Raw genomic sequence first — 23,526 nt, 5'->3', positions numbered from 1 at the left:
AACTGAGACAAAAGGTTGAGATTGTGAATATTGATACCCAAGTACAATATTTAAAAGGAGTAGGACCAAAGTTGGGCGAGGCCCTGCGCAAGCGGGGGGTGTCCACCGTGGGTGACTTGCTGTCGTGGTTTCCTCGGGCCTATGAAGATCGCCGGGCCGCTCGCAGCATTTCTACCTTGGAGCCAGGGCAAATAGTCAGCTTTTTAGCCCGCATTGTGCAGGTGCGATCACTCAACTTGGGGCGAAGTCACCGGAAAATTTATGAAGTGGTCGTGGCCGACGGCTCGGGTCGAGTTTCCTGCAAATATTTTCGCGTGCCCTATAAAGGCTATTTCGAGCGGTTTCAGCCCCACCAAGAAGTAAGGGTGTCGGGCAAGGCACAACTTTATCGAGGGCGACTGGAGTTGCATCATCCGGATATCGTTTTGGTCGGCGAAAACGAAGAGCAAGAAGACGAACTCATACCCCTTTACACCGAAACCGAGGGGCTTCGTCCAGGAAAGTTGCGTCGAATTATCGGGGCGGCCATTGACAAGGTGATTTTGCATCCGGAAAAACCAGAGTCTCAAATTGATGAAACTTTGCCTCAGTGGATTTTGCAAAAATACAATTTGATCCCCAGAAAAGAGGCCCTCAAACTCATCCACCAGCCGCCACCTCATAGCGGAAATGAGTACATTGAGTTCAAGGCTCCGGCTCAAAAGCGCATTATATTTGAAGAATTTTTTTGGCTCGAATTGCATCTGGCCTCGGTGAGGGCCGGTGTGAAGCAAGAAGCCGCACCGGCGTTTTCGAAAAAGCAGAGCTACGTGGATCGCCTTTTAAGTCAGCTGCCTTTTCAGCTGACAGGGGCACAACAGCGGGCTTTTTTTGATATTGCATCTGATTTGCAGCGACCCCATCCGATGCATCGCCTGGTGCAGGGTGATGTGGGGAGCGGAAAAACAATGGTGGCGTTGATGTCTGCTGTTTACGCCGTAGAAAACGGATATCAAGTGGCATTGATGGTGCCCACCGAGATTTTAGCAGAACAGCACTTTAAAAATGCGCAGAAGTTTTTAAAGTCGCTGGGCATTAAAGTAGGTCTTCTCACTGGCCAGTTGAAACTCTCAGAGCATCGACAGGTCTGTGAGCAGTTAGCCTCGGGCGAAATTCAAATCTGCGTGGGGACCCATGCATTGATTCAAAAGGAAGTGGACTTCAAAAATTTGGGATTGGTTATTGTGGATGAGCAACATCGCTTTGGTGTGGCCCAACGCCAGGAACTCAAAGCAAAAGGGGCATCCCATTTTTTAGTGATGACGGCCACACCCATTCCACGCACCTTGGCGATGACGGTGTATGGTGATCTTGATGTGTCGATCATCGACGAGTTGCCTCCTGGCCGACAGCCCATACTCACCAGAAAGGCTTTTGAAAATAAACGACCTAAGGTGATGGCCTTTGTGCGTGACCAACTGAAAGCGGGTCGTCAGGCCTATGTGGTGTATCCACTTGTTGAAGAATCAGACAAAATGGATCTGAAGAATGCGGTCACTGAATATGAAAATTTGCAGGCCGAATTCCCTGAATATCGACTGGGGCTTTTGCACGGAAAGATGAAACCGGCTGAAAAAGAGGCCGTCATGCGGGAGTTTCGTGACGGCAACATCGACATGTTGGTGGCCACAACCGTGATTGAAGTGGGAGTGGACGTACCCAACGCTAACATCATGGTGATTGAACATGCCGAACGGTTCGGGCTCTCCCAATTGCATCAATTGCGGGGGCGAGTGGGCCGAGGCCAGCACAAAAGTTATTGTGTGCTGCTTTTGGGCTATGCTGTATCTGAAGATGGCACCAAGCGGGCTGAAATTATGGAGCAGAGTACAGACGGTTTCAAAATTGCGGAAGCGGATTTGGAAATGAGAGGCCCCGGCGAGTTTTTGGGAACAAGACAGTCTGGTTTGCCTGGTTTTAAAATGGCCAATCTGGTTCGTGACGTTAAGATTCTGCAGGATGCTCGTCAGGCCGCCTTTGCGTTGATCCAAAAAGATCCTCAGTTGACTCAACCTGAACATGAAAAAGTACGGCAAGATCTGGAGCTCACACGCACAGCTATCATCGGATAGTTGCAATTTTTTCTTATACCTTCCAAAAGCATGAAGCACTGCGCGTAAAACCCCAAAAACTGTAAGGGTGTGACAGATATTCGCCCCCCCCTGCAGATGCCAAGACAGATTCAACAGAAATATCAACCTGATATTGGGTTTTAAGTCGGCCCTGAAATCAGTTAGCTTGCCCGTTTTGCGGGCATATACGCGTTTCCTAAAATTTCTGCCAGGGTTCCTGAGGCGCTGGATTCCGCTTCACATAAGCCTTTCGCGGGCGCATGTGAATTTTTTACTTTGATATGTAAAAAGCTCATGGTTCACTATTTCTCATCACCAAGGGGGAACCATGAAATTAAGGATGATACAGCGCTATATGGTGGGGGCCGTAAGCGCAACTTTGTGGCTCATAGGAAGTTTGGCTACAGCGGGCGAAATGATCCACCTCAAGCGGGGAAGTGTGGATCCAACGCACACCGAATCTATTAATAAGGTCATGCCATCTCAGATGACCCTACAAGAAGCAATGAGCACTAAGTACTTTATCGTGCAGTTTTCAGAAGTGATTACTGAAGCGGATAAAGCATTTATTGCTGAAAAGGGTGCAGAAATTCTGCGCTACATTCCTGAAGACGCTTTGATCGTGAAAGCGTCACCAGAATCCGTGGCTCACTGGCAAGAAGAGAATAAGTCAGTACGAGCAGTGATACCTTACTTACACGGCTTTCGAATGAGTGAAGACCTGGAGCCAGCCAGTGTGTTCTCGCAATTTAAAAGAGCCAAAGTATCTATTAAGTTGTTTGCTGAAAAAGACCTAGAGGCCACTTTGTCAGCCATTGAGAACATCTCTGGAGTAGAAGTGCTCGATGCGGGCGGCAAAGTGATCTACGCAGAGACCCTGTTGTCTGCAGTGGAGGCGTTAGCCAAGCTTGATGGTGTGGAGTGGGTGCAACCCCTGGGACAAGTCAAGTTGATGGATATGCCACTTGATGAGTTGCAAATGTCAGCTCTGGCCGAAGAGCGTGGCTACGACAAGACCAGTGGCTATGAAACCGGCACTAAGGTTATGAACTTTGAAGCAGCCTGGGATCGTGGATACACGGGTCAAGGGCAAAAGGTGGCCATGGCTGATACAGGTCTCGACAGTGGCGACACGAAGACTCTGCATTCCGATTTTCTTATTCCCTTTTTCACAGGTTTTGCCTTTGGTCTATTCACAGATTCATGGGAAGACCCCATGGGACACGGGACTCACGTAGCGGGTTCGGTGTTGAGCAACGGCACAGCCTCTGGTGGATTATTTCTGGGTGGAGCCTACAATGCTAAAATGGTGGCTCAGGGCATGTGGTCAAAAATGCTTAAAGGCCTCACTGTTCCCCCTCAGCTAGAGCGCCTGTTCAAGCATGGCTATGAGAATGGAGCTCGCGTTCACACCAATTCTTGGGGTAAAGACGCAGCCGGAGCCTATGATAACTTTGCCCAGCAGGCTGACGAGTACATGTGGCAACATCCTGACATGTTGTTGGTGTTTGCAGCCGGCAACAGTGGTGTTGATGAAAACAAAGATGGTCGTATAGATGAGCTATCTATGGGATCACCGGCCTCAGCCAAGAATGTGCTTACGGTAGGTGCCTCTGAAAACTATCTTCTTGAGGGTGGTATTCAAAGAAAATTGGGTGAACTTAAAGGCGGCGATGCATGGTCGGTGGAGCCATTGGCCGGCGATCGCTTGTCTGACAATGCTAATGGTATTGCGGCTTTTAGTTCTCGCGGTCCAACAGCAGATGGACGTTTAAAGCCAGATGTTGTGGCTCCCGGAACAAACATTGTGAGTAACTGTTCGCAAGTGGAAGGCGCAAGCCCACTATGGGGCAACTACAACCAAGATTATTGCTACTCAGGTGGCACATCTATGTCCACGCCACTCGTGGCTGGAGCGGCCGCTGTGGTAAGAGAGTACTTGGCTAATGAACACAAAATGAATGAGCCATCAGCCGCTCTCGTTAAAGCAGTGTTGATGCACTCGGCGGATGATCTCTATCCAGGTCAATACGGTGAAATTGGTCGCCAAAACGGACAAGAACTGCTTGTCCCTGGGCCTAACGTGGATCAAGGATATGGTCGTGTAAATATGGAAACCGCCACTTCGCCACTAGCCAACCAATACTACACCATGGTGTTGGATGCTCCCGGTGTAGCTCAGGGTGAGAGTGTGTCCTATGCCGTATCGGGTGGCATTCACAAGGTAACTTTAGTGTACACGGATGCCCCCGGATCCAGTGCTTCGGCAAAGGCCTTGGTCAACAATCTCGATCTTGAGGTTAAAATGAACGATGGTCGCATCTTAAAGAGTACCAGCACCTTGAATAACTCCGAGCAAATCGTGGCTCAACAAGGTGAGATTTCTGAAGTGGTTGTTCGCGGTGTGAATATTCCACAAGGGCGTGACGGCGTCCTTCCCTTTGCACTCGTAGTATCTCGCTAAGAGTATCAATCGGCAGGGGCCCCACAGGGGCCCTTGTTAAATCTACACGGTAAATCTCAGATTTTTTTTCAGTCTCAAAAAAACTTCAGTGACAAATTTAATCAGCGCTTAAGGGCTCTTCACCAAAATTCTTGATTCATTGCGCCAAATTGCGGGCGTTGGAGCCAGCAGGGTCGCCCCCGTTTGCTGGCGGGTGCGGCCAATCTCCCATTGGGGCCCGTCAATATGACGTATTGGCGTTGAGACTGTGATTTCGCCATGTTTTGTAAGTTTTATTGTAACCATTATATTTGATAAGTTGTGTCATAAATGCTATAACTTTGCCATCGATTTTCAAATTCGTGAAATCCCTAGTGCTTGGGTCTTTGGAGGAAATGCATGGCAGGAATGGCTGAATTTAGTGTGGGCGATAACGCCGTTTATCCAGGACACGGTGTGGGCCAGGTTAAAGCTATCGAAACAAAAGAAATTCTTGGAAGCAAGCAAACTTTTTATTCCATCGAAATCATAGAGACAGGCATGAAGATTATGGTGCCAAAAAACAATGTTGCGTCGGTGGGCTTGCGTCCTATTATTAGCAACGAAGAAGCGGACAAGGTGATTGCTATTTTGAAGGAAACAGAAGTCAAAGTAGACAACCAAACCTGGAATCGTCGCTATCGTGAGTACATGGAAAAGATTAAAACGGGTTCAGTGTATGAAATTGCTGAAGTTTTGCGCGACCTCTATTTGTTAAAAGTCGATAAAGAACTCAGTTTTGGTGAGCGACGAATGCTCGACACAGCCCGCACCTTGTTGTTGCGAGAGCTCTCGTTGGCAAAGGGACCAGAAGAGCTTAAAGCCAGTGCTGAAATGGCTGATATCTTCGAACTTTAAGTTCTGCTTTAAATGTTGATTTGAAATGCCGCTCAAAAAGCGGCATTTTTTTTGATTTCTCTAGTCAAACCTACAATCAGCCTCTAATAATCGAAGACTCGTGCGTTCGGAGCGGAGTATTTTTTGAGCATAGAGGCTAGAGAGTCGTTCACTGCTCCTTTCCGCCACGCTCGCACACAACATACAGGAAGAGAACCATGTCTAACTCATCTACTGTTCGCGTCCGTTTTGCTCCGAGTCCCACGGGTTATTTGCATGTGGGCGGAGCCCGTACCGCATTGTATTGTTACCTCTATGCAAAAAAAACCGGTGGGCAATTCATTCTTCGTATTGAAGACACAGATCTTGAGCGCAGCACAGATGAGAGTATGCGGCAGCAAATGGCAGATCTCAATTGGCTGGGCCTTCACTGGGATGAGGGTTTGAGTTTTCCTGAGCTAGAAGACCACGGGCCCTACGGTCCCTACCGCCAGTCTCGGCGCCTTGATATTTATGCTGAGTACGCAGAAAAACTCGTGGCCAGTGGTAAGGCCTATTATTGTTTTTTAACAGATGAAGAAATTGAAAAACAGCGCGACCAGGCAAAAGCCGAAGGGCGCCCTCCGCAAGTGGACAGTCCATATAGAGATATGTCCATAGAAGAGGCGCGGGCTCGAATGGCGGCCGGTGATCAGGCCGTGGTGCGATTTAAAGTGGACAAAGTGGACCGGCAATATGTGTTAAATGATTTGGTCCGCGGTGAAGTGACGTTTCCTTCCGATATGGTGGGGGATTTTGTCCTTCTGCGATCCACGGGGATGCCGGTTTATAATTTTTGTTGTGTAGTGGATGATGCGTTAATGAAAATCACTCATGTTTTACGGGCCGAAGAGCACTTAAGCAACACGGTTCGCCAGATGATGATTTATGAGGCTCTTGGATTTGAAAAACCTCAGTTTGGTCACATGTCGATCATCTTGGGCTCCGATCGTCAAAAATTGAGCAAACGGCATGGGGCGACCAGTGTGAATGACTACAGAGAACGTGGTTTCTTGCCCGAGGCCTTTAACAATTTTATGGCCCTTTTGGGATGGAGCTCTCCTGAGGGGCAAGAAATTCTGTCCATGCAAGAGTTGCAGGAGCAATTTGACCTAGATCGTCTGCACCATGCTCCGGCTGTTTTTGACGAAGATAAGATGAAGTGGGTGAATGCCACACATTTGCGGGCTTTGGATCATGGTGAGCTTTGGCGCCGAGTAGAACCATTCTTAAACGAAGCGGGACTGATTTTGCCAAAAGATCCAGATTGGCAGAGCCGAGCACTGAGTGTTTTTAAAACCGCAATGGAAACTTTAGTCGACGCTGTTGAGCTTTTTAGGCCCGTTTCCAGTCAAGCTTTAAGTTTTGATGATTCGGCAAAAGAAACCATGAATTGGGAAAGCTCGAAATTGGTGGTTCAGGCCTGGCGTGAAAAGGTCCAATCGTTCACCGGAGACTATCTCAGTGAAGATGATTTTTCGCGAATCCAAGACGAGGTGAAAGAGGCTTGTGGAGTTAAGGGTAAGTTTTTGTTTATGCCCATTCGTGTGGCCGTGATTGGCAAGCCCCATGGGGCTGAGCTAAAAATTTTAGTACCCTTACTAGATAAATCTACCCTTGTTTCTCGTGCGGACCAGGCATTGGCCTTTTAAGGAGTTCTCAGTGAGTTTAGAAATTTACAATACTCAGACCAAAAAGAAAGAGCCCTTTGTTACTTTAGAGCCAAACAAAGTAAAGATGTATGTGTGTGGTCCCACGGTATATGATTTTTTGCATGTGGGTAACTTTCGCGGCGCCATTTTTTTTAATGCCGTTCGCAATTGGCTTGAAAAATCAGGCTACGAGGTTAACTACGTTTATAACTACACCGATGTGGATGATAAAATCATCAACCGGGCCAACGAGCTGGGGGAGGATCCACAGGCCTTGGCTGAGCGCTATATTGATGAATTTCAAAAAGACTATGCACGTCTTCACTTGCGACCGCACACGAGCAATCCCCGTGTGACAGAGTATATGCAAAACATCATAGATTTTATTTCAAGTCTGAAAGAAAAGGGGCATGCCTATGTTGTGGATAGCGATGTCTACTACGATGTCAGTACTTTTTCCGACTATGGGAAGCTCAGTAACAAAAATGTGGAAGATCTAGCCTCCGGAGTTCGCATATCCGCCGATGAACGAAAAAAGAATCCTGCGGATTTTGCGCTTTGGAAAAGTGCCAAGCCGGGCGAGCCAGCGTGGTCTTCACCTTGGGGCAAGGGACGGCCGGGATGGCACATTGAGTGCTCGGCCATGTCTCGGGCTTTACTGGGAGATAGCCTGGACATTCATGGCGGGGGTATCGATCTGGTGTTTCCCCATCATGAAAATGAAATTGCCCAAAGCGAAGGTTGTACAGGGCATCCCTATGTAAAATACTGGATGCACAATAATATGCTCGAGTTTGGTAATCAAAAAATGTCCAAATCTTTGGGTAATATTCGAACGGGACGATCATTTCTTGAAGAGTATAACGGTGAAATTTTAAAATACATGATGCTCTCGGTGCACTATCGAAGCCTGATCGACTTCAGTGAGGAGCAGATTCATCAGGCGGTGGCGCAGTTGGCGCGAATTTATTCGGCTCTGGCCTTTGCAGAAAACCTGATGCAGACGGAAGCGCCGCTAGCTCCTGTGCCGGAAGAGTTCGAGCGACTGTTAAGCGAGGCCGAAGAGGGTGTTGAAAAAGCCATGAACGATGATTTCAACACGCCTGAGTTAATGGCTCGTCTTTTTGAGGTCACTCGCGCCTTTAACAGTTTTTGCCGAAAGCCTGGTAAAATTCGGCCCGAGCAAAAAGCAGTGGCCGAGGCGTATTTTCATTGGTTGCGTGACAAATCAAAGGTGTTGGCGCTCTTTCAAGAGCCGCCTGCGGCGTATCTACAAATATTGGATGACATGTTGTTGCGGCAAAAGGGCCTGAGTCGATCTGAAGTGGACCAGTTGGTGGCGGACCGATCGGAGGCTCGTTTGCAGAAGGATTTTAAAAAATCTGACGAAATTCGCGACCAATTGGTCGAAATGGGCATTAATGTACAAGATGGGGTCGACGGCAGCCGCTGGGAAGTGGCAAAATAGGAAGCATGAAGGCCGACGACAAATTCAAGCTGGTATCAAATCATAGTCCCTCCGGAGATCAGCCAAGGGCTATTGCCAGCCTGGTCGATAACATCAACAAAGGCGAGTATCACCAGGTGTTGTTGGGTGTGACCGGCTCGGGGAAAACCTTTACTATGGCTAACACCATAGCAGAGCTCAACCTGCCCGCATTGGTGCTGGCGCCGAATAAAACGCTTGCGGCCCAACTTTATGCAGAGTTCAAAGAACTGTTTCCCTATAATGCTGTTGAGTATTTTGTCTCTTATTATGATTACTACCAGCCCGAAGCCTACGTGCCATCTACGGATACATTCATTGAAAAGGACTCTGCCATCAACGAGCAAATCGATCGCATGCGGCATTCGGCCACACGGTCGTTGTTTGAGCGGCGGGATGTGATCATAGTGAGTAGTGTTTCATGCATTTATGGTCTTGGCAGTGCGGAAGAGTATGAAAACATGGTGATCCATGTACAGGCCAATAGCGAATTGCGGCGCGATCACCTGTTAAAAGACCTTGTAAAGATCCAATACCGTCGAAACGACGTTGACTTTCATCGAGGTACTTTTCGGGTGCGCGGAGATGTTGTCGAAGTCTATCCTGCTTACGAAGAAGATCGCGTGGTTCGCATTGAGTTTTTCGGTGATTTTGTCGATCGCATTTCATGGGTTGATCCACTTCTTGGTAAAACTGTGCAGGGTCTCACTGAGGTTTCCATATATCCCGGAAGTCACTACGTAACGGGTGAGGGACGAGTGGCCATGGCCATTGAGACCATACGGGATGAACTTCGCGATAGAATACAACACTATAAAAATGAAGTGATGTATAAAGAAGCAGAACGGATTGAGCAGCGGACTTTGTATGATCTTGAAATCTTAAGTGAGATGGGTTTTTGTCCGGGCATTGAAAACTATTCGCGCCATCTCACAGGACGGCAGCCCGGCGAGCCGCCACCTACGCTTTTAGAATATTTCCCTCAAGACTTTTTAACATTTATTGATGAAAGCCATGTGACAGTTCCGCAAATTGGAGGCATGTACCGAGGCGATCGGGCGAGAAAACTGACCCTCGTGGAACATGGTTTTAGACTTCCTTCAGCTCTTGATAACCGGCCTTTGAATTTTCAAGAATTTGAGCGGTATGTGGACAAGGTGGTCTACGTGTCAGCAACGCCCGGTGAGTATGAAATGAAAAAAAGCGGCGGCCTCGTTGTGGAGCAGATCATTCGCCCCACAGGTCTACTTGATCCACAGGTGGAAGTGAGGCCGGCGAAGTTTCAGGTGGATGATCTTCTGGGTGAAATTCGAAAGCGGGTGGCAAAAAATGAGCGAGTGCTGATCACCACACTGACCAAGCGGAGTGCCGAAGACCTCACTGAATATTATGAGGGCCTGGGTATTAAGGTGAAGTACCTTCATAGCGATATTAAGACTGTGGAGCGCACAGAAATTTTGCGCGATTTGCGTTTGGGAGTCTTTGATGTGCTCATTGGGATCAACCTGCTGCGAGAGGGACTCGATTTACCTGAGGTGAGTTTGGTGGCCATTACCGATGCAGATAAAGAAGGTTTTTTGCGCTCTGAGCGAAGTTTAATTCAGACCATCGGGAGGGCAGCTCGAAATGCCGAGGGAAAAGTCATCCTCTATGCGGATCATAGAACCCAATCTATGGAAAAAGCCATCGGAGAAACCCTACGGCGAAGAGCTCTTCAAGAAGAACACAATAAGCTTCATGGAATCACGCCAAAAACAGTGATAAAACAAATCAGAGGGTCTTTGGACGAGGTGTTCGGATACGAACTTCTTGAGGTGACATCAGAGAAAAATTACTCCGTTGTGGCATCGACCATTGAAAAATATGAGTCAGACCCGAAGGGTTTGAAAAAAGAAGTGGTCAAGCTTCGTCGAAAAATGAAAAAGGCCTCTGACAATTTAGAGTTTGAAGAGGCGGCTAAGCTAAGAGATGAGATCAAACGGCTTGAGCTCATTGAGCTTGGAATGTTGTCAGGTGAAGTGGAAGATATAAGTCACCATGTGATGGACGGCGATAGTGAGCCAGAAAAAAATTGATGACATAAGAGACCAAGTTAAGGATTTCCCAAAGTCCCCCGGGGTTTACTTGATGAAAAACCTGGGCGGCAAGGTCATATATGTGGGCAAGGCCAAAAGTCTGCGCGCCCGAGTGAGTTCCTATTTTACAAATAGCAAAGGCCACAGTGTTAAGACTCTGCATTTGGTGAAGCAGATTGATCACGTCGACTATTTGCTAACAAAAACAGAAGTGGAAGCCTTTTTACTTGAGGCCAGTTTGATTAAAAAGTATAGGCCTCGGTACAATATTCGTCTCAAAGACGATAGGGCCTATCCGTATATTAAGTGCACTATGCAGCAGGATTTTCCGCGTTTTTATTTAGCAAGACGAGTGGTTCGTGACGGGTCCATTTATTTTGGCCCCTATACAAGCGGTCTGGCCGTTCGCGATTCCATCCGTTTTTTGAATCGCACTTTTAAGATTCGTGACTGTTCAGATGCGTATATGAAAAATAGAAAACGACCCTGTATGACCTATCAAATTGGTCGGTGTACGGCTCCTTGTGTTAATTATGTCACCTCTCAAGAGTATAAAGATGACGTGGCCGATTCTTTAGAATTTTTACGAGGCCATGATAAAAAAGTAGTCAAACAATTAGAGCGGCGAATGAAAACAGCGGCCAAAGAAGAGCGTTTTGAGGCGGCGGCCAAATTGCGCGACAGTATTGAGGCTGTGAAAGCGATTTGGGAAAAACAATCGGTCGTGAGTACGGCCCTCGATAAAGATCAAGACGTGATTGCCTTTTTCGGAGACACCTCGGGAACGCTTATTGAAACTGTGCATATACGCGCAGGTCGTATGATCGGCAATCGTCCGCATTTTATCCCTCGGCTCAATGTAGCCTCGCAGGATGAAGACCCAAAAGAGTGGATGACGTCATTTTTAAACCAATACTATAGCGATAACATTATTCCCGATGAAATCATTCTACCAGTAGACTTGGGCAGCGATATCAGAAAGCTTCTCACTGCTGTATTTAGAGAGCGGCAGGGCAAGGAGCCCCTTCTCGTCCATGCCCATGACGAAGGTGAGTTGAAGCTGATGGAAATTGCCCAGGCTAATGCGGAAAGCCACTTTAAAGACCACACCACTAAGCGAGACAACCGGCTAGTGGCATTGGAAGAGATTCAAAGTAAGCTCAAGCTTCCAGAGTTGCCCCAAAGAATCGAATGCTATGATATTTCCAATTTCCAAGGATTAGAAAGTGTAGGCAGCCAAGTGGTTTTCGAAGAAGGGCTGCCTAAAAAAGAAGACTACCGTCGTTATAAAATCCGAACCGTGACGGGGAGCAACGATTTTGCGAGTATGAAAGAAGTGCTTTCTCGTCGTTTTAAACACACGGAATATGATGATCCACAGTTAGTGGTCATCGATGGCGGCAAAGGCCAACTGAAAATGGCGTTGCAGGCGCTTAAAGACATTGGCAGAGAAGATGTGCCGGTGGTGGGCCTGGCCAAGGCTAGAACTCAGGGGGAGTTTAGCGACTCAGATGTGGCGTCATCGCGAGAACGGTTTTTTCTTCCCGGCCGGCAAAATCCGGTGATGTTTTCGAACCATTCGTCAGGACTTCAGATTTTGGTGAGTCTTCGAGATGAGGCGCACCGTTTTGCCATCACTTATCATCGGAAATTGCGAGACGAAGTGAGTTTTGAAAGTGAGTTGGACCTGGTTGCGGGGCTCGGTGAAAAGCGCAAAAAAACTTTGTTGCAATACTTTTCATCAGTGGACGCCATTAAAAGTGCTACGGCCAGTGATTTGGCAGAGCTTCCCGGATTTAATGAATCATTGGCAAAAAAGGTTCTTTCTCAAATTCAAAAGATATCAAGTTAGAATGATCCATGATGCGCCGACCCGAAAAAAAGGGCCTTGGTCTCTCGTATTTACTGACCAAGCCTGAAAGATTGGTTAGTTTTGAAGTGTTAGAAGTAAAAAAGGAGTGGGTCATTCCAACTGTTTTGAGAAAAAATGGATTTAGATTTTTCTTTTACTCTCGAGAGGGGAATGAGCCTGCTCATATTCACGTGATTGGCAGAAATGGCGAAATGAAGGTCTGGTTGGACCCTGTTTCCGTTTCTAAAGTTTACAATCTTAAGTCAAAAGACCAAAAGAATGTTGTTGAAATCGTTAATGAAAACAAAGCGTTTTTGTTGGATAGTTGGAGGCAATGGCATGAGTCAGACAGCTAGAAAAGTTTCGATTGATGAGCTTTCATTTATTTCACTCAAGGTGGGAGATGATCAGCTAACTGCCGAGATTAGCGATGGAAGAATCGTGTCTATTCCTATTGCTTGGTTTCCCCGTTTGATGTCCGCAAGCTCTGAAGAAATTGCAGAATTTGAAATTTCGCCCAGTGGGTATGGGGTTCACTGGCCCAAGCTGGATGAGGACATCAGCGTCAGAGCTTTTGTTGGATAAGCCACAAAAGCTCACGATGAAGGTCGCATACAGCCACTTTCTGTTGAGTCTGCAAAAGAACTTTCAGTGGGGCCGCGGTGGGTTTGAAGAAACTCATTTGAGCATCGAATATATTTTGCGTAGATCGTAATTCAGTAGATATCGAATTCCTAAAGGGAGCAGTAGGAACAAGAACCAGGCCCATTCGGGCTGAGGGGTAGGGTCGTTGCTGTGGGGAGTAGCCGCCACAGCGGAGCAGCCTCCGAAGGCCCCCATAAAGGCGCTGTTCGGATACAGGTAGACCACGCCATCTTTGTCATCTTGAGAAAGGTACTTAGCGGGGAGTTGCCACTCGTGAGAGTTGTACGTCATAACGGAAGCGGTGTCGTCAGAGTGGGCCAGGCCCACGGCGTGACCGAGTTCATGGGCCAATACGTAGACCATGCCCTCATAAAGGTAGCCACTGGGCACGAACATGTCTTTATTTAGAGAAACAGTGGCAGAGCCATTGCCATTGTTTGGCACAGTCACTCCAGAGGGACCACTGAGTCCGCCGAGGTCTTGGCAGCCCACAAGTACCTCGCCGGGTTCGGCCACGTCGGTGATGAGTCTTGAAACCTCGGACCCTAGCTTAAACTTCAACCGACTTTCAGGCACCGTGTTCCAGTAACGATTGATCGCATCACTAATGGCAGAGCGCAATTCACTGTCAGCGACGCCATTGGCCCGACAAGCGCCACTGGCAAGATTGATCACCGTATCATCGGGTTTAGAGAGGTGGTAGTCAGGGTCAACAAGAATGAAGGCGCTGGCGAAATGGGGAAACAAAACAACAAGCGAAAAAAGGGTTGTGAGTTTCAAAGTGACCGTCCTTTAAAAGTAATAGGTGCCATTAAGTTGATAGGCAAGTTGCATTTTTTTTGAATCCAAAACATCAAATGCAAAAGCATAAAATCGAACTCCCCAGGTTTTTTGAATGGCCCCAAAATCCCACTGCAATCCGAGATTAAAGGTTCCTGAATGACTAGTGGAGGACTCGGGTCGATAGGCTGTGGCGGTGCCCGATCCGTTGGGCACAGTGACGGTGCCGCCATCGCCGTCAATTTTTTTAATGAAATTGCCAACGCCATATCTTACGGACATATTTTGCGCAAACCAGCTGGGTTTATAGACAAAATCATACAACACATAAATGGTGGTCATTTTATAACTGCCGTAATCGTCTTCTGAATTCACGGCGTGTTGAATATAACCCAGCTGAGGCGAGAAAAGATGACCCCAATAGAAGTCGAAATCGTATCCAATGGCTATCCCCACGGAGTAGGGGTCAGAGTCTTCGCTGCCACTAGGGCTTTGCACTTTGCTATCTGCTTGGTAAAGGCCCAGCGAGGCGGAAAACCCTCCTCCGCCCCCTGGGGAGCTGGCCGCATATTCTTGTGCTGGCGCGAAGGTAGCTAAAAGTGAAAGGGCGATCGATGCAGTGAGGGAGAGTTTTCGAATAATCATGTTTTTTATTGTGCACAGGATTTCATTAAATGAGTACTGTCCACAAGGCTAGCATGAACGCTGAAGCCGTTTTAGTGCCGTCAATGACTGTCATTTTCAGGCTGGACTCGAGTCTGCACGAGGATAAATTCACGGGGCATTTCTTGAGATGAGGGTTTGTTTCAAGTACCATCCTTATTAACTGTCCACAGAACTCGGTACCTCAACAAGCGGAGCGGCCCCATGAGTGATTCACCCATTGATTCTAGTGACCCCAGTTTGATGCAAGAAAAGACCTATTCCCTGGAATTTCGTGGCAAAGCCGGCGAATATTTTAAAATTTGGATCGTAAATGTACTTTTGACAGTAGTCACATTGGGCATTTACTCCGCGTGGGCCAAAGTCAGAACTAGAAAGTACTTTTATAAAAATACGATACTCGATGGCGCCAGTTTGGACTATCACGCCGACCCCATCAAGATTTTAAAGGGGCGGATTATTTTAGGCATCCTGTTTTTGGCTTATTCTGTGGGGCCCCAGTTTAATCCATTTATTGGAATTGCCGCGGGCCTTCTTTTTGCCCTGTTATTTCCGTGGATTGTGGTGCGTGGTGCGATCTTCAACTTTCGAAACACTTCCTATCGAAATTTGCGCTTTAACTTTCAAAAAGACTACAAGAAATCCTACTTGACCTATCTGGAGAGTTTTTTTGTGAGTTTACTCTCGTTGGGTTTGGCTTATCCCTACGGTCTTTATCGCCACACTGATTTTATTATGAATCACGTAAGCTATGGAAAAGCCTCTGGCAAATATGCAGGGCGGCCCGGGCCTTGGTTTGGGGCAATCTATTTGTCCATCGGGATAATTGTTTTATTTTCAGTTGTTGGGGTGGCGATTGTTGGCCTGTTAAATTCAGTGTTGGGCCCACTGACGATGGTTATTGCTCCGGTGTTCATTTACGGCGGTATGGCGGTGGCGTCGGGCATTTTAAAAGCGAGTCTGACTAATTTAATGGCTCGTGATTTGAGTATTGGCGATGTGAAATTTCGTGGAAAGCTTGAGGCCAGGGCCATGGCGGGCATTTATTTTGTCAACTTATTGGCTGTGATCTCCTCGTTTGGTCTTGCCACTCCATGGGCCTTGCATCGAACAAGAAAATACCGCATTGAACACCTGGAACTCATAGCGCCGAACGGCAACTATCTTCAACAAATCACCGGCGATGCTCAAGCCGCCGAAGGCAGCGTGGCTGATGCGGCCGTTGATTTTTGGGATATTGATCTGGGATTTTAATGGTTGTTTCTGGTTGGCTCTATGATGGACAGACTTCGAATCGTGTGTCTGCACAAATCTCTGTGCGGGCGGGGCAGGTGCATGTTGAAGTGGACGGGGCGCTAAGAGTTTTTCCGCTTAAGCAGGTGAACGTGTCCGAACCCCTGGCCCAGGTGGCCCGCACTGTGGATCTTCCCGATGGATCGCGTTTTGAATCCCGAGAACTTTCTGCCATGGAGACACTGTTTCCGCCGCAAAACCTGTGGTCATTGATTCACAAAATCGAATCCCAGCTAGGGTGGGCCATATTGGCCACTATTGTTGTCTTGATCTTGTCATGGATGCTCTACAAGGAAGGGTTGCCATGGGCTGCGAAGTTTGCGGCCCATATGGTGCCGCAAGAGTGGGCCGAGTTTGTGGAAGAGGGCACGAATAAATCAATAAAACAGTTTTTTGGCCTCACATCTGAGGAGGTTTCATTGGCTGAATGGCCGTGGGCGCCCGCATTATTTAAGAAGGTTGAAGAGAAGTACAAAGACAAGAAAGTGAATATTAGGCCCATACAGTCTGAGCGAATCGGGCCAAATGCCTTTGCTCTGCCTGCGGGAACCATCTATATCACAACGGACTTGCTCAATGTTTGTAAAAACAATCCTGATGAGGTGTATGCGGTTTTATTGCACGAAGTGGGGCATGTGCAGCATCGGCATGGACTGCAAATGGTGATTCAGCAGACGGGCCTTATGGTGTTTTTGTCGCTTATTGTGGGCGCTAGTGATTTTAGCAACATTCCGTTGGTTTTGATGTCCGCTTCGTACTCTCGCGACCACGAGAAAGAGGCGGATGTGTTTGCGGCAAAAAAATTAGCCGAAGAAGGCCTGTCCGTAGACTTACTCATTTCGGCTCTTAATAAAATGGAAGAGTTTCACGCTAAAGGCAAAAATGAGAATCAAGAAACTCATAGAATGCTCGGCATACTGTCCAGTCACCCCATTACAGCAGACCGAGCTGTTTATTTGCGAGAAGTGGAGCAAAAAACAAAAAAAGAACGGAAGTGATACTGTGACGATGGTTAGACAAATACAAGCTGATACGCTGGTCCTGTTAATGGCATGTATGATGCTTTTTTCAACTGTCGCACGAGCTGCAAAACCCGCTGTCGCACCCATCGGAAAGCCATTCGATTTTACCTACGCCTCAGAAGATGGTTCTTGGGAGATGCCCTGTGATTTCGATCGGTCTCCGAAGGCTAACGATGACTGGCTGGTGGAATGCAAAAATGACCGAGGCATACATAAAGAGTTCTATGTCCATCTAGTGGTTAAAAAAATAGGACCCAACAAAAAAGAACAGGTAGCCTACCAAGTGCTGTATTGGGTTTTTGATCGCAGTGAAAAATCAACTCCCAGCGCGTTTAGCGGAAGTAGTTTCATGATCACGCTAGATTCAAAAGCTAATGTGGATGAACTGCTACTCACCCAAAACGTAGAGGCCGGAACAACAACCCTCAACACCAGGTACCTGCTTCCTTTTGCGGCGACAGGGCGTTAGCGATTTGCCTTTAACCGCCGCAGGATCGGCAATATCAGAAGCCCCAGCAATGACAATGCCGCAAATAGGGAAAAGCTAAAGGCATAAGAACTTGTGCTGCGATAGGCAGCCGCAAAAGAATAGCCCGTCCATGACTCGCACGCATTCACAGCACCCATATAGGCCGAATACTGCGTGGCACTCACGTCTTTGTCGGTTAAATCCATGAGCATGGCATAGGAGGAAGCTGTAAATAGCCCGATAGCGAAGTGCATGAGTTGAAACAGGCCATATAGTAAATATAGTTGCGAATCGCCAGCTTTTATGAAGTGATCAGCGCCTGAGATGACAAATGCAATGGCGGCAATTAATACCAAAAAATAACCGGTGCTTTTTCGGTGGCCGAAGCGGTCTGCGGCAATACCACCTAGGTAAGATCCAATGAACAACGTGACCAAATTAAATGTAAAAAAATGGCTCAGTGCCGTTTCGGCTAAACCTTTTTCCATAAAGTAGGGGCCAAGTACCGCTGTGGTGGCATGAAGCCCGGTGCCAGCAACACCAGCAAACGCCAATCCAGCCCATGTGCGTTTTCGTGTAAACACTTGCCAAATGTTTTTATGAAAATCAAAAAACCGATCTTTAAAACTGCGAGGCAATGCCACGGTGAGGCTGGGGTCTGGATTAAATAAAACAACCAAAACCAAAAGCCAAATCACTGAGGCCAAAGAAAATACCACTAGTGTTGTGGAGAGCACCGACGAAAGTAGCAAAAAGCCGGACGCAAAAATCCATCGTCCTGTAAGCATGCCCATTTGCATGTAACCGTTAATTCGACCGTGCTCGCTGGGGTCTGTAGTCTTAATGGCCCACGCATCGATAGCCACGTCCTGGGTAGCGGCAAAAAGCGCATGCACCAAGAGAATGATTTTCACCCATCCGAGTTGGGTGCCAAGGTCCATAAATGCCAGAGGCAAAATAGTAAGCCCCATGATTATTTGGCATACGGCAATGGTCATTCGTAGATTCCATTTTTTAAACTGCAGAACGTCCACCGCCGGAGCCCAGAAAATTTTAAGCGTCCATGGTATCACAAGCAGAGCCGACAGCTCAGCAATGTCAGCCGTATCAACGCCAGCTGTTTTCATAAGAGTCGGTAAAGTCCACCAGATAAATCCGATGGGGGCACCTTCGCTAATATAGAGCAGAAAAAATAAAAGGCGGCGACCTTTCGTCGTTGCAGCCAAAGACTTCATAGACGTTATTTATTCCATACGACAGAGTACAGATCGTGCCTTCGATCTTTGAGGTTTCGAACGGCTCCATTGGCCCGGGCCTCAAGTAGACTATCAATGCGCAAATCGGCAATGGCTACAGTTTCCACGTTGGGGCTGGTTTCAGCAGCAATTCCATCTTTGGCAAATGGAAAATCACAGGGAGTGAGGATACAACTTTGAGCATACTGCACGTCGATATTTTTGACTTTCGGTAAATTACCCACATTGCCAGCCATGGCCACATAAATCTGGTTTTCTACGGCGCGAGCCTGGCAGCAGTATTTGACTCGGCAATAGGCCTGGCGATTGTCTGTTAAAAATGGCACAAACAAAAAGTAGATGCCCTGATTGACCAAGTGTCTGGTCAACTCCGGAAACTCACTGTCATAACAAATAAGTACGCCAATGGGGCCACAATCAGTGTCAATGACATTCACCTCATCGCCACCCTCGATCTTCCACCAATACCTTTCATCAGGTGTGGGGTGAATTTTGGCCTGTTCGTGAACAGTACCGTCGCGCAGACACACATACGAAATGTTTCTTACGGTATTTCCTGTCATCGTGGGGTGGGAGCCTGCGATAATATTCACGTTGTATTTTACAGCCAGCTTTTGAAACAGATTTTTTACGTCTTCAGTGTATTCAGTCATTTGCTGAATAGCCACATCGGGAGCCACTTCTTCATTGCGAATGGATAACAGCTGCATGGTAAAAAGCTCAGGAAAAAGCAGAAAATCAGCTTTGTAATCTCCGGCCACGTCCACATAGTATTCAACAATTCTTGAGAACTCTTCAAAATCTTTCAGCGGCCGCAATTCATATTGTACTGTAGCTATGCGAACAGAATTAGGTCTTAATGCAGGACTTTTTGTGCTGCGGCCTTCGGAATACTCAGGATTATTCCACTTAAGGTGAACGGCAAAGCCCATGCTCTCTGTGTCATGGGGGAGATAGTTTTCTAAAACGCCGATCACTTGAAAATCGTTTCGCAGGTGAAACCCAAGGGCAGGGTCTTTGATGTCTTTGTTGCGAACCTTTTCAATGTAGTCCTGAATATCCTTCACTTTGTTTTGGCGTTTTCTAAATAGGGGAACTCTTCCGCCAAATACGATTCCCTTGAGGTGTTGAAATGTGACTAGGCGGCGGCGGGCATTGTAAAGCCGCTGACCAATGCGATGGCCTCGAAGATCGGGGTCGACAAATGTTTCATATCCATAGAGAATGTCTCCATCGGGAAAGTGGGTGGCGCCATAGCCGTTGCCGGTGATCTCTCTCCAGCTGTGCGGGGCCAGGGCCTTTTCTTCTTCAATCAAAAGGCTTGCCGAATAGGCCACGACTTTTTCATCCAATGTGACAACAAAGCATCCCTCTGGAAAAGAAGAAATTTGACCTCGAATCATGCCCGGTTTGTAGGAGCTTAACGGGCCGTAAACTTGAGTGGCGAGAGAGACAATTTGATCGATGTCTTTGACAGTGGCGTTACGCAGTTCGAGATGACCATTTTTGTTGCTCATATTTGGTGCCCCTTTTTTAAGGTACGCACACTAATAATATTAGGAGAGATTGACAACCTGCGAAGCCGGATTGGGCTATTTTTATCTGGCTTTTTTGGTTTGAAGCGAAGCTAGTGCCGCACCTGTGTGTCGCAATACATCAGTGGCGGCATCTCAACGGGAGCACGAGCCGGGCACAAAGCCCGATGTCTAGTGTAATTTGTGCTCTTGTTTAATGGTGCGAACGCTACAAGAGGGGCAGTGCGCCTCTTCGTCCACACTCATATAGACAAAGTTAGTGACGTGGGTGAAAAGCAATTCTGTTCCGCAAAGGGCGCAGTGATTGTACTCCTCGAGTATTTCTTCATGGCGGTTCCGTGGTGGCACTATGCGGATTTCGGCTATGACCTGAGGCCCATCCTGAGCCCCTTCAAGATGTTGAACATCCTTGTTCTCTTTTGTGCGATCCATCGCTAATTACTCCTTTTGAAGTTCTATGACCTCTATCGGAGACCCCTGTCTCAACTTGAGACATTGCCCAAAAAATCCTTGAAAATTGGTCTTTGGATCGAGGAAAATTTTGCCGAACACTCATCTCTCAAATAACGCATTGCGGTTTTTCGAAAGTGCATGACCCAACGCTCTGATTTAACTAGTTTTAAACGGCAGAGAAAGAGTGGTTATGGCTGAGTGTGGTTACGAACAATTGCATTATCTTATAGACGTCTTAGGGATTTCTGAGGTGCTTTTGCCTGAAGCCTCAGCTGGACCTCGGGTGAGGGACGGTGGCCGGGCCGTTAGTGAAAAAGGCGTGGCAAATCCCGAAACACAATACCCGGTGACGCAGGTGCAATTGGCCGTGTTAATCCCCAACCATCTCAGCTTTGAAGCTCTTAGTTTACTAAAAAAAATGCTAAAAGCCGTTCATCAAGACCAAGTCCTCACGCTGAAGTATGACCCGGGCAGGGCAAGGGAACACTCTTCCATAGAGCGGCAACAACAGTTGCGAGGTGAGTTGGCCGGAGCCACACCTCCTTTTGGTATCGCCTTTGGTGAGGAGGCCTATTTGTTATTGGGCGTTGATGGATATGAGTATTCAGACCTATTTGGGCGAATTGTAGAGGTGTCCGGTGTTCGCTGGTTGGTAACTCACAGTATTGAGTCCATGCTCACTGGCGACTTTGAACAAGTGAGGGGTCACAAGCAGGTGACTTGGAACCATCTGAAACATTTAATGCAGGAGTGGGTGCAATGAAGAAGGTATTTCGACTGAGCCTTTACCTGGGTTTCTTTGTGGTCAGTGCGATGGCGGTTTTTCAAGCGGGCGCGCAAAAAACAAGCCCGGTTTCCGATACGTGTACATTGGAAGTCGGTATTGATGGAGCCATTGGACCCGCCACACTAGATTTATTTGAACGGGCCAATAAAAAAGCCGCCGCTGAAAATTGCGGTTCACTCCTACTTTTGATCAACACGCCCGGCGGGAGCTTACAAACCACTCGTATGCTCGTGGAAGAAATTCTGCAATCACCTCGTCCGGTATTATGTTTAATTTATCCCTCAGGAGCCCATGCGGGAAGCGCTGGTGCCATTATCATGCAGGCTTGTCATGTAAACGGAGCGATGGTGGCAACCAACATAGGGGCGGCCACTCCCATCGCAGGTGGGGGACAGCAGATTCCTGAGGATTTGAGAAAAAAATTAATTAACGATACGGTCAGCTGGATTGATGGACTCACGACACTTCGTGGGCGCGATCAGCAATTTGGCCGAGATATTGTGACAGAAGCCAAAGCGGTATCGGCTGAAGAAGCGTTAAAAATCAATGCCATTGACCACGTGGCTGAAACCAAGAAGGCGTTTTTAGATTTCGCCGATGGCCGACAAGTCAAAATGCCTGGTGACCAAGTGGAGGCCGTTTCCATTGGAGCATTGAAGACCTTTGCCCCAGATATGAGGCACAAGGTGGTGGCTTTTTTCACGGATCCACAAATAGCCTATCTGCTTTTGATGGCAAGCCTCGCATTATTGTATTTTGAAATCACTCACCCTGGCACCCTGGTGCCAGGCGTGATTGGTGGAGTGGGATTAGTAATTTCTATGGTTTCATTGCACAAACTCAACGTCACCTGGGGAGGGCTCGCCTTGATGCTCCTTGGGGTTGTTTTAATGATCGCCGAAGCCTTTGTTCCTAGTTTTGGGATTTTAGGCATTGGTGGAATAGCCGCTTTCTTTTTAGGAGGTGTGTTTTTGTTTGATCCAAGTCATTCCGGGGTGGCTCTGCCTATGGATTTATTGATTGTGACAACGGCCATTGTGGGGTTGATTATGATGGGATTGTCGTATTTGGCCTACAAAACACTGGGTGTGAAAAAGCGCGGTGAGTTTAGTGACATGATCGGCCAAGAAGGCCGTGTAGTCGAAGTAAAAACGGAGCCCCACGAAGAAATATTGGTAGAGACGGTGGGAGAAATTTGGAAAGTGAAGTGCGATCACGCTCTGAAAGAGGGCGACTTGGTCGAGGTTATTGGACATAAGGGACTCACCTTAAATGTGAAATTGAAATCTGACACTTAATTGACAAGGAGAAAAATATGCCCCCTTTTAGTTATATAGTTATTGGCGTCATCCTGTTTGTGCTGATCGCCTCTGTGGTCAAAGTTTTACCCGAGTGGGAGAGAGGCGTTGTGCTACGCCTTGGCCGAAGTATCGGCGTGCGTGGGCCGGGTTTAATTATCTTAATTCCCGGGATTGAAAGAATTATTCGGATCGATACTCGTACCATCACTATGGATATTCAGCCCCAAGATGTAATCACAAAAGATAACGTCAGTATGAAAGTTAACGCTGTTATTTACTTTCGAGTGATGAATCCAGAAATGGCCGTGACAAAAGTAGAAAACTACTACTTTGCCACAAGCCAGTTGGCACAGACCACCTTAAGGTCGGTGTTAGGCCAATATGTGATGGATGATTTGTTGAGCAACCGGGATAAGATCAACCATTCTTTGCAAGAGATTCTCGATAAAGCCACTGAGCCATGGGGAATTAAAGTCACTGTGGTTGAGGTGAAGCATATAGATTTACCGAAAGAAATGCAAAGAGCCATGGCCAAAGAGGCCGAGGCCGAGCGGGAGCGACGAGCGAAGGTCATCAGTGCTGAAGGTGAAAAGCAGCGTTCAGAGCTGTTAAAAGACGCTTCTTTAAAGTTAGCTGAATCTCCATCGGCTCTCCAGTTGGCCTATTTACAAGCGCTTAAAGAAGTGAGTGGTGAGGGTAAAACCACAGTGATACTGCCTTTGCCCATCGACTTGATAAAGCCATTTCTGTTTAAAGGAGACTGATGAGACTTTTGGGGGGGATCATTC

At 47.4% G+C, this 23,526-nt stretch carries 20 protein-coding genes; 15 read left to right on the top strand and 5 right to left on the bottom strand.

Annotated elements, in window-relative coordinates:
• Positions 1–20: 20 nt before the first annotated feature.
• The 9 genes from recG (at position 21) to H6626_05935 (ending at position 13,119) form a co-directional block, all read left to right on the top strand.
• Positions 21–2,111 carry an ATP-dependent DNA helicase RecG gene (gene recG / locus H6626_05975; protein USN48961.1) on the top strand — a complete coding sequence of 697 codons (2,091 nt, stop codon included), beginning with the start codon at positions 21–23 and terminating at the stop codon, positions 2,109–2,111.
• Positions 2,112–2,439: 328 nt separating this feature from the next.
• Positions 2,440–4,575 (top strand): S8 family serine peptidase, encoded by a 2,136-nt coding sequence (locus H6626_05970; GenBank protein ID USN48638.1) that lies wholly within the window; start codon positions 2,440–2,442, stop codon positions 4,573–4,575.
• Positions 4,576–4,962: 387 nt separating this feature from the next.
• Positions 4,963–5,451: a CarD family transcriptional regulator gene (locus tag H6626_05965; protein ID USN48960.1), complete on the top strand. Its 489-nt coding sequence runs from the start codon at positions 4,963–4,965 to the stop codon at positions 5,449–5,451.
• A 197-nt stretch (positions 5,452–5,648) separates the two neighbouring features.
• Complete coding sequence (locus H6626_05960) at positions 5,649–7,121, top strand: glutamate--tRNA ligase (protein ID USN48637.1); 1,473 nt, start codon at positions 5,649–5,651, stop codon at positions 7,119–7,121.
• A gap of 10 nt (positions 7,122–7,131) precedes the next feature.
• Complete coding sequence (locus H6626_05955; GenBank protein ID USN48636.1) at positions 7,132–8,589, top strand: cysteine--tRNA ligase; 1,458 nt, start codon at positions 7,132–7,134, stop codon at positions 8,587–8,589.
• Between the two features lie 5 nt (positions 8,590–8,594).
• Positions 8,595–10,682 carry an excinuclease ABC subunit UvrB gene (gene uvrB / locus H6626_05950; protein ID USN48635.1) on the top strand — a complete coding sequence of 696 codons (2,088 nt, stop codon included), beginning with the start codon at positions 8,595–8,597 and terminating at the stop codon, positions 10,680–10,682.
• A complete protein-coding gene (uvrC, locus tag H6626_05945; protein ID USN48634.1) occupies positions 10,663–12,534 on the top strand; it encodes an excinuclease ABC subunit UvrC in 1,872 nt (623 codons plus the stop codon). Before uvrB ends, uvrC begins: the two co-directional genes overlap by 20 nt.
• Positions 12,535–12,647: 113 nt before the next feature.
• Positions 12,648–12,890 (top strand): DUF4160 domain-containing protein, encoded by a 243-nt coding sequence (locus tag H6626_05940; protein ID USN48959.1) that lies wholly within the window; start codon positions 12,648–12,650, stop codon positions 12,888–12,890.
• On the top strand, positions 12,874–13,119 hold the full coding sequence (locus H6626_05935) for a DUF2442 domain-containing protein (protein ID USN48633.1): 246 nt from the start codon (positions 12,874–12,876) through the stop codon (positions 13,117–13,119). The genes H6626_05940 and H6626_05935 overlap by 17 nt, the downstream gene beginning before the upstream one ends.
• A 93-nt stretch (positions 13,120–13,212) precedes the next feature.
• On the opposite strand, the gene H6626_05930 is transcribed toward H6626_05935, so the two are convergent.
• The gene (locus H6626_05930; protein USN48632.1) at positions 13,213–13,959 is read right to left on the bottom strand and encodes a matrixin family metalloprotease; all 747 of its coding nucleotides are present in this window, start codon (positions 13,957–13,959) and stop codon (positions 13,213–13,215) included.
• Positions 13,960–13,971: 12 nt separating this feature from the next.
• Positions 13,972–14,604 (bottom strand): hypothetical protein, encoded by a 633-nt coding sequence (locus H6626_05925; protein USN48631.1) that lies wholly within the window; start codon positions 14,602–14,604, stop codon positions 13,972–13,974.
• A gap of 222 nt (positions 14,605–14,826) precedes the next feature.
• Here H6626_05925 and H6626_05920 point away from each other — a divergent pair, with 222 nt between their 5' ends.
• From H6626_05920 to H6626_05910, 3 genes are read left to right on the top strand one after another with little or no spacing between them, the layout of a single operon-like run.
• Positions 14,827–15,876, top strand: coding sequence for a DUF898 domain-containing protein (locus H6626_05920; GenBank protein ID USN48630.1), 1,050 nt, complete (start codon positions 14,827–14,829; stop codon positions 15,874–15,876).
• Entirely contained in the window at positions 15,876–16,913 is a 1,038-nt protein-coding gene (locus H6626_05915) for a M48 family metallopeptidase (GenBank protein ID USN48629.1), read from the top strand. Before H6626_05920 ends, H6626_05915 begins: the two co-directional genes overlap by 1 nt.
• A gap of 4 nt (positions 16,914–16,917) precedes the next feature.
• Entirely contained in the window at positions 16,918–17,406 is a 489-nt protein-coding gene (locus H6626_05910; GenBank protein USN48628.1) for a hypothetical protein, read from the top strand.
• On the opposite strand, the gene H6626_05905 is transcribed toward H6626_05910, so the two are convergent.
• The 3 genes from H6626_05905 to H6626_05895 all read right to left on the bottom strand — a co-directional run bounded on the left by H6626_05905 (position 17,403) and on the right by H6626_05895 (position 20,629).
• Entirely contained in the window at positions 17,403–18,641 is a 1,239-nt protein-coding gene (locus tag H6626_05905) for a hypothetical protein (GenBank protein ID USN48627.1), read from the bottom strand. The genes H6626_05910 and H6626_05905 overlap by 4 nt on opposite strands.
• A gap of 5 nt (positions 18,642–18,646) precedes the next feature.
• A complete protein-coding gene (locus H6626_05900) occupies positions 18,647–20,179 on the bottom strand; it encodes a carbon-nitrogen hydrolase family protein (protein ID USN48626.1) in 1,533 nt (510 codons plus the stop codon).
• Positions 20,180–20,368: 189 nt separating this feature from the next.
• Entirely contained in the window at positions 20,369–20,629 is a 261-nt protein-coding gene (locus H6626_05895; protein USN48625.1) for a hypothetical protein, read from the bottom strand.
• A 211-nt stretch (positions 20,630–20,840) separates the two neighbouring features.
• Here H6626_05895 and H6626_05890 point away from each other — a divergent pair, with 211 nt between their 5' ends.
• The 3 genes from H6626_05890 to H6626_05880 are packed head-to-tail and all read left to right on the top strand — an operon-like array spanning position 20,841 to position 23,502.
• Positions 20,841–21,413: a hypothetical protein gene (locus tag H6626_05890; GenBank protein ID USN48624.1), complete on the top strand. Its 573-nt coding sequence runs from the start codon at positions 20,841–20,843 to the stop codon at positions 21,411–21,413.
• Positions 21,414–21,463: 50 nt separating this feature from the next.
• On the top strand, positions 21,464–22,735 hold the full coding sequence (locus H6626_05885; GenBank protein ID USN48958.1) for a nodulation protein NfeD: 1,272 nt from the start codon (positions 21,464–21,466) through the stop codon (positions 22,733–22,735).
• A 17-nt stretch (positions 22,736–22,752) separates the two neighbouring features.
• Positions 22,753–23,502: a slipin family protein gene (locus tag H6626_05880; protein ID USN48623.1), complete on the top strand. Its 750-nt coding sequence runs from the start codon at positions 22,753–22,755 to the stop codon at positions 23,500–23,502.
• Positions 23,503–23,526 lie beyond the last annotated feature (24 nt).

It is taken from the genome of Pseudobdellovibrionaceae bacterium (assembly GCA_023898385.1).
Lineage (GTDB): Bacteria > Bdellovibrionota > Bdellovibrionia > Bdellovibrionales > UBA1609.
This window is presented reverse-complemented; position numbering and strand designations above follow the sequence as displayed.

Excerpts from the sequence above, each read along its gene's own strand:
- H6626_05970 (USN48638.1), top strand. The coding sequence starts at position 2,440 with ATGAAATTAAGGATGATACAGCGCTATATGGTGGGGGCCGTAAGCGCA.
- H6626_05965 (USN48960.1), top strand. The coding sequence starts at position 4,963 with ATGGCTGAATTTAGTGTGGGCGATAACGCCGTTTATCCAGGACACGGT.
- H6626_05960 (USN48637.1), top strand. The coding sequence starts at position 5,649 with ATGTCTAACTCATCTACTGTTCGCGTCCGTTTTGCTCCGAGTCCCACG.
- uvrB (USN48635.1), top strand. The coding sequence starts at position 8,595 with ATGAAGGCCGACGACAAATTCAAGCTGGTATCAAATCATAGTCCCTCC.
- H6626_05935 (USN48633.1), top strand. The coding sequence starts at position 12,874 with ATGAGTCAGACAGCTAGAAAAGTTTCGATTGATGAGCTTTCATTTATT.
- H6626_05925 (USN48631.1), bottom strand. The coding sequence starts at position 14,604 with ATGATTATTCGAAAACTCTCCCTCACTGCATCGATCGCCCTTTCACTT.
- H6626_05920 (USN48630.1), top strand. The coding sequence starts at position 14,827 with ATGAGTGATTCACCCATTGATTCTAGTGACCCCAGTTTGATGCAAGAA.
- H6626_05915 (USN48629.1), top strand. The coding sequence starts at position 15,876 with ATGGTTGTTTCTGGTTGGCTCTATGATGGACAGACTTCGAATCGTGTG.
- H6626_05905 (USN48627.1), bottom strand. The coding sequence starts at position 18,641 with ATGAAGTCTTTGGCTGCAACGACGAAAGGTCGCCGCCTTTTATTTTTT.
- H6626_05900 (USN48626.1), bottom strand. The coding sequence starts at position 20,179 with ATGAGCAACAAAAATGGTCATCTCGAACTGCGTAACGCCACTGTCAAA.
- H6626_05895 (USN48625.1), bottom strand. The coding sequence starts at position 20,629 with ATGGATCGCACAAAAGAGAACAAGGATGTTCAACATCTTGAAGGGGCT.
- H6626_05890 (USN48624.1), top strand. The coding sequence starts at position 20,841 with ATGGCTGAGTGTGGTTACGAACAATTGCATTATCTTATAGACGTCTTA.
- H6626_05885 (USN48958.1), top strand. The coding sequence starts at position 21,464 with ATGGCGGTTTTTCAAGCGGGCGCGCAAAAAACAAGCCCGGTTTCCGAT.
- H6626_05880 (USN48623.1), top strand. The coding sequence starts at position 22,753 with ATGCCCCCTTTTAGTTATATAGTTATTGGCGTCATCCTGTTTGTGCTG.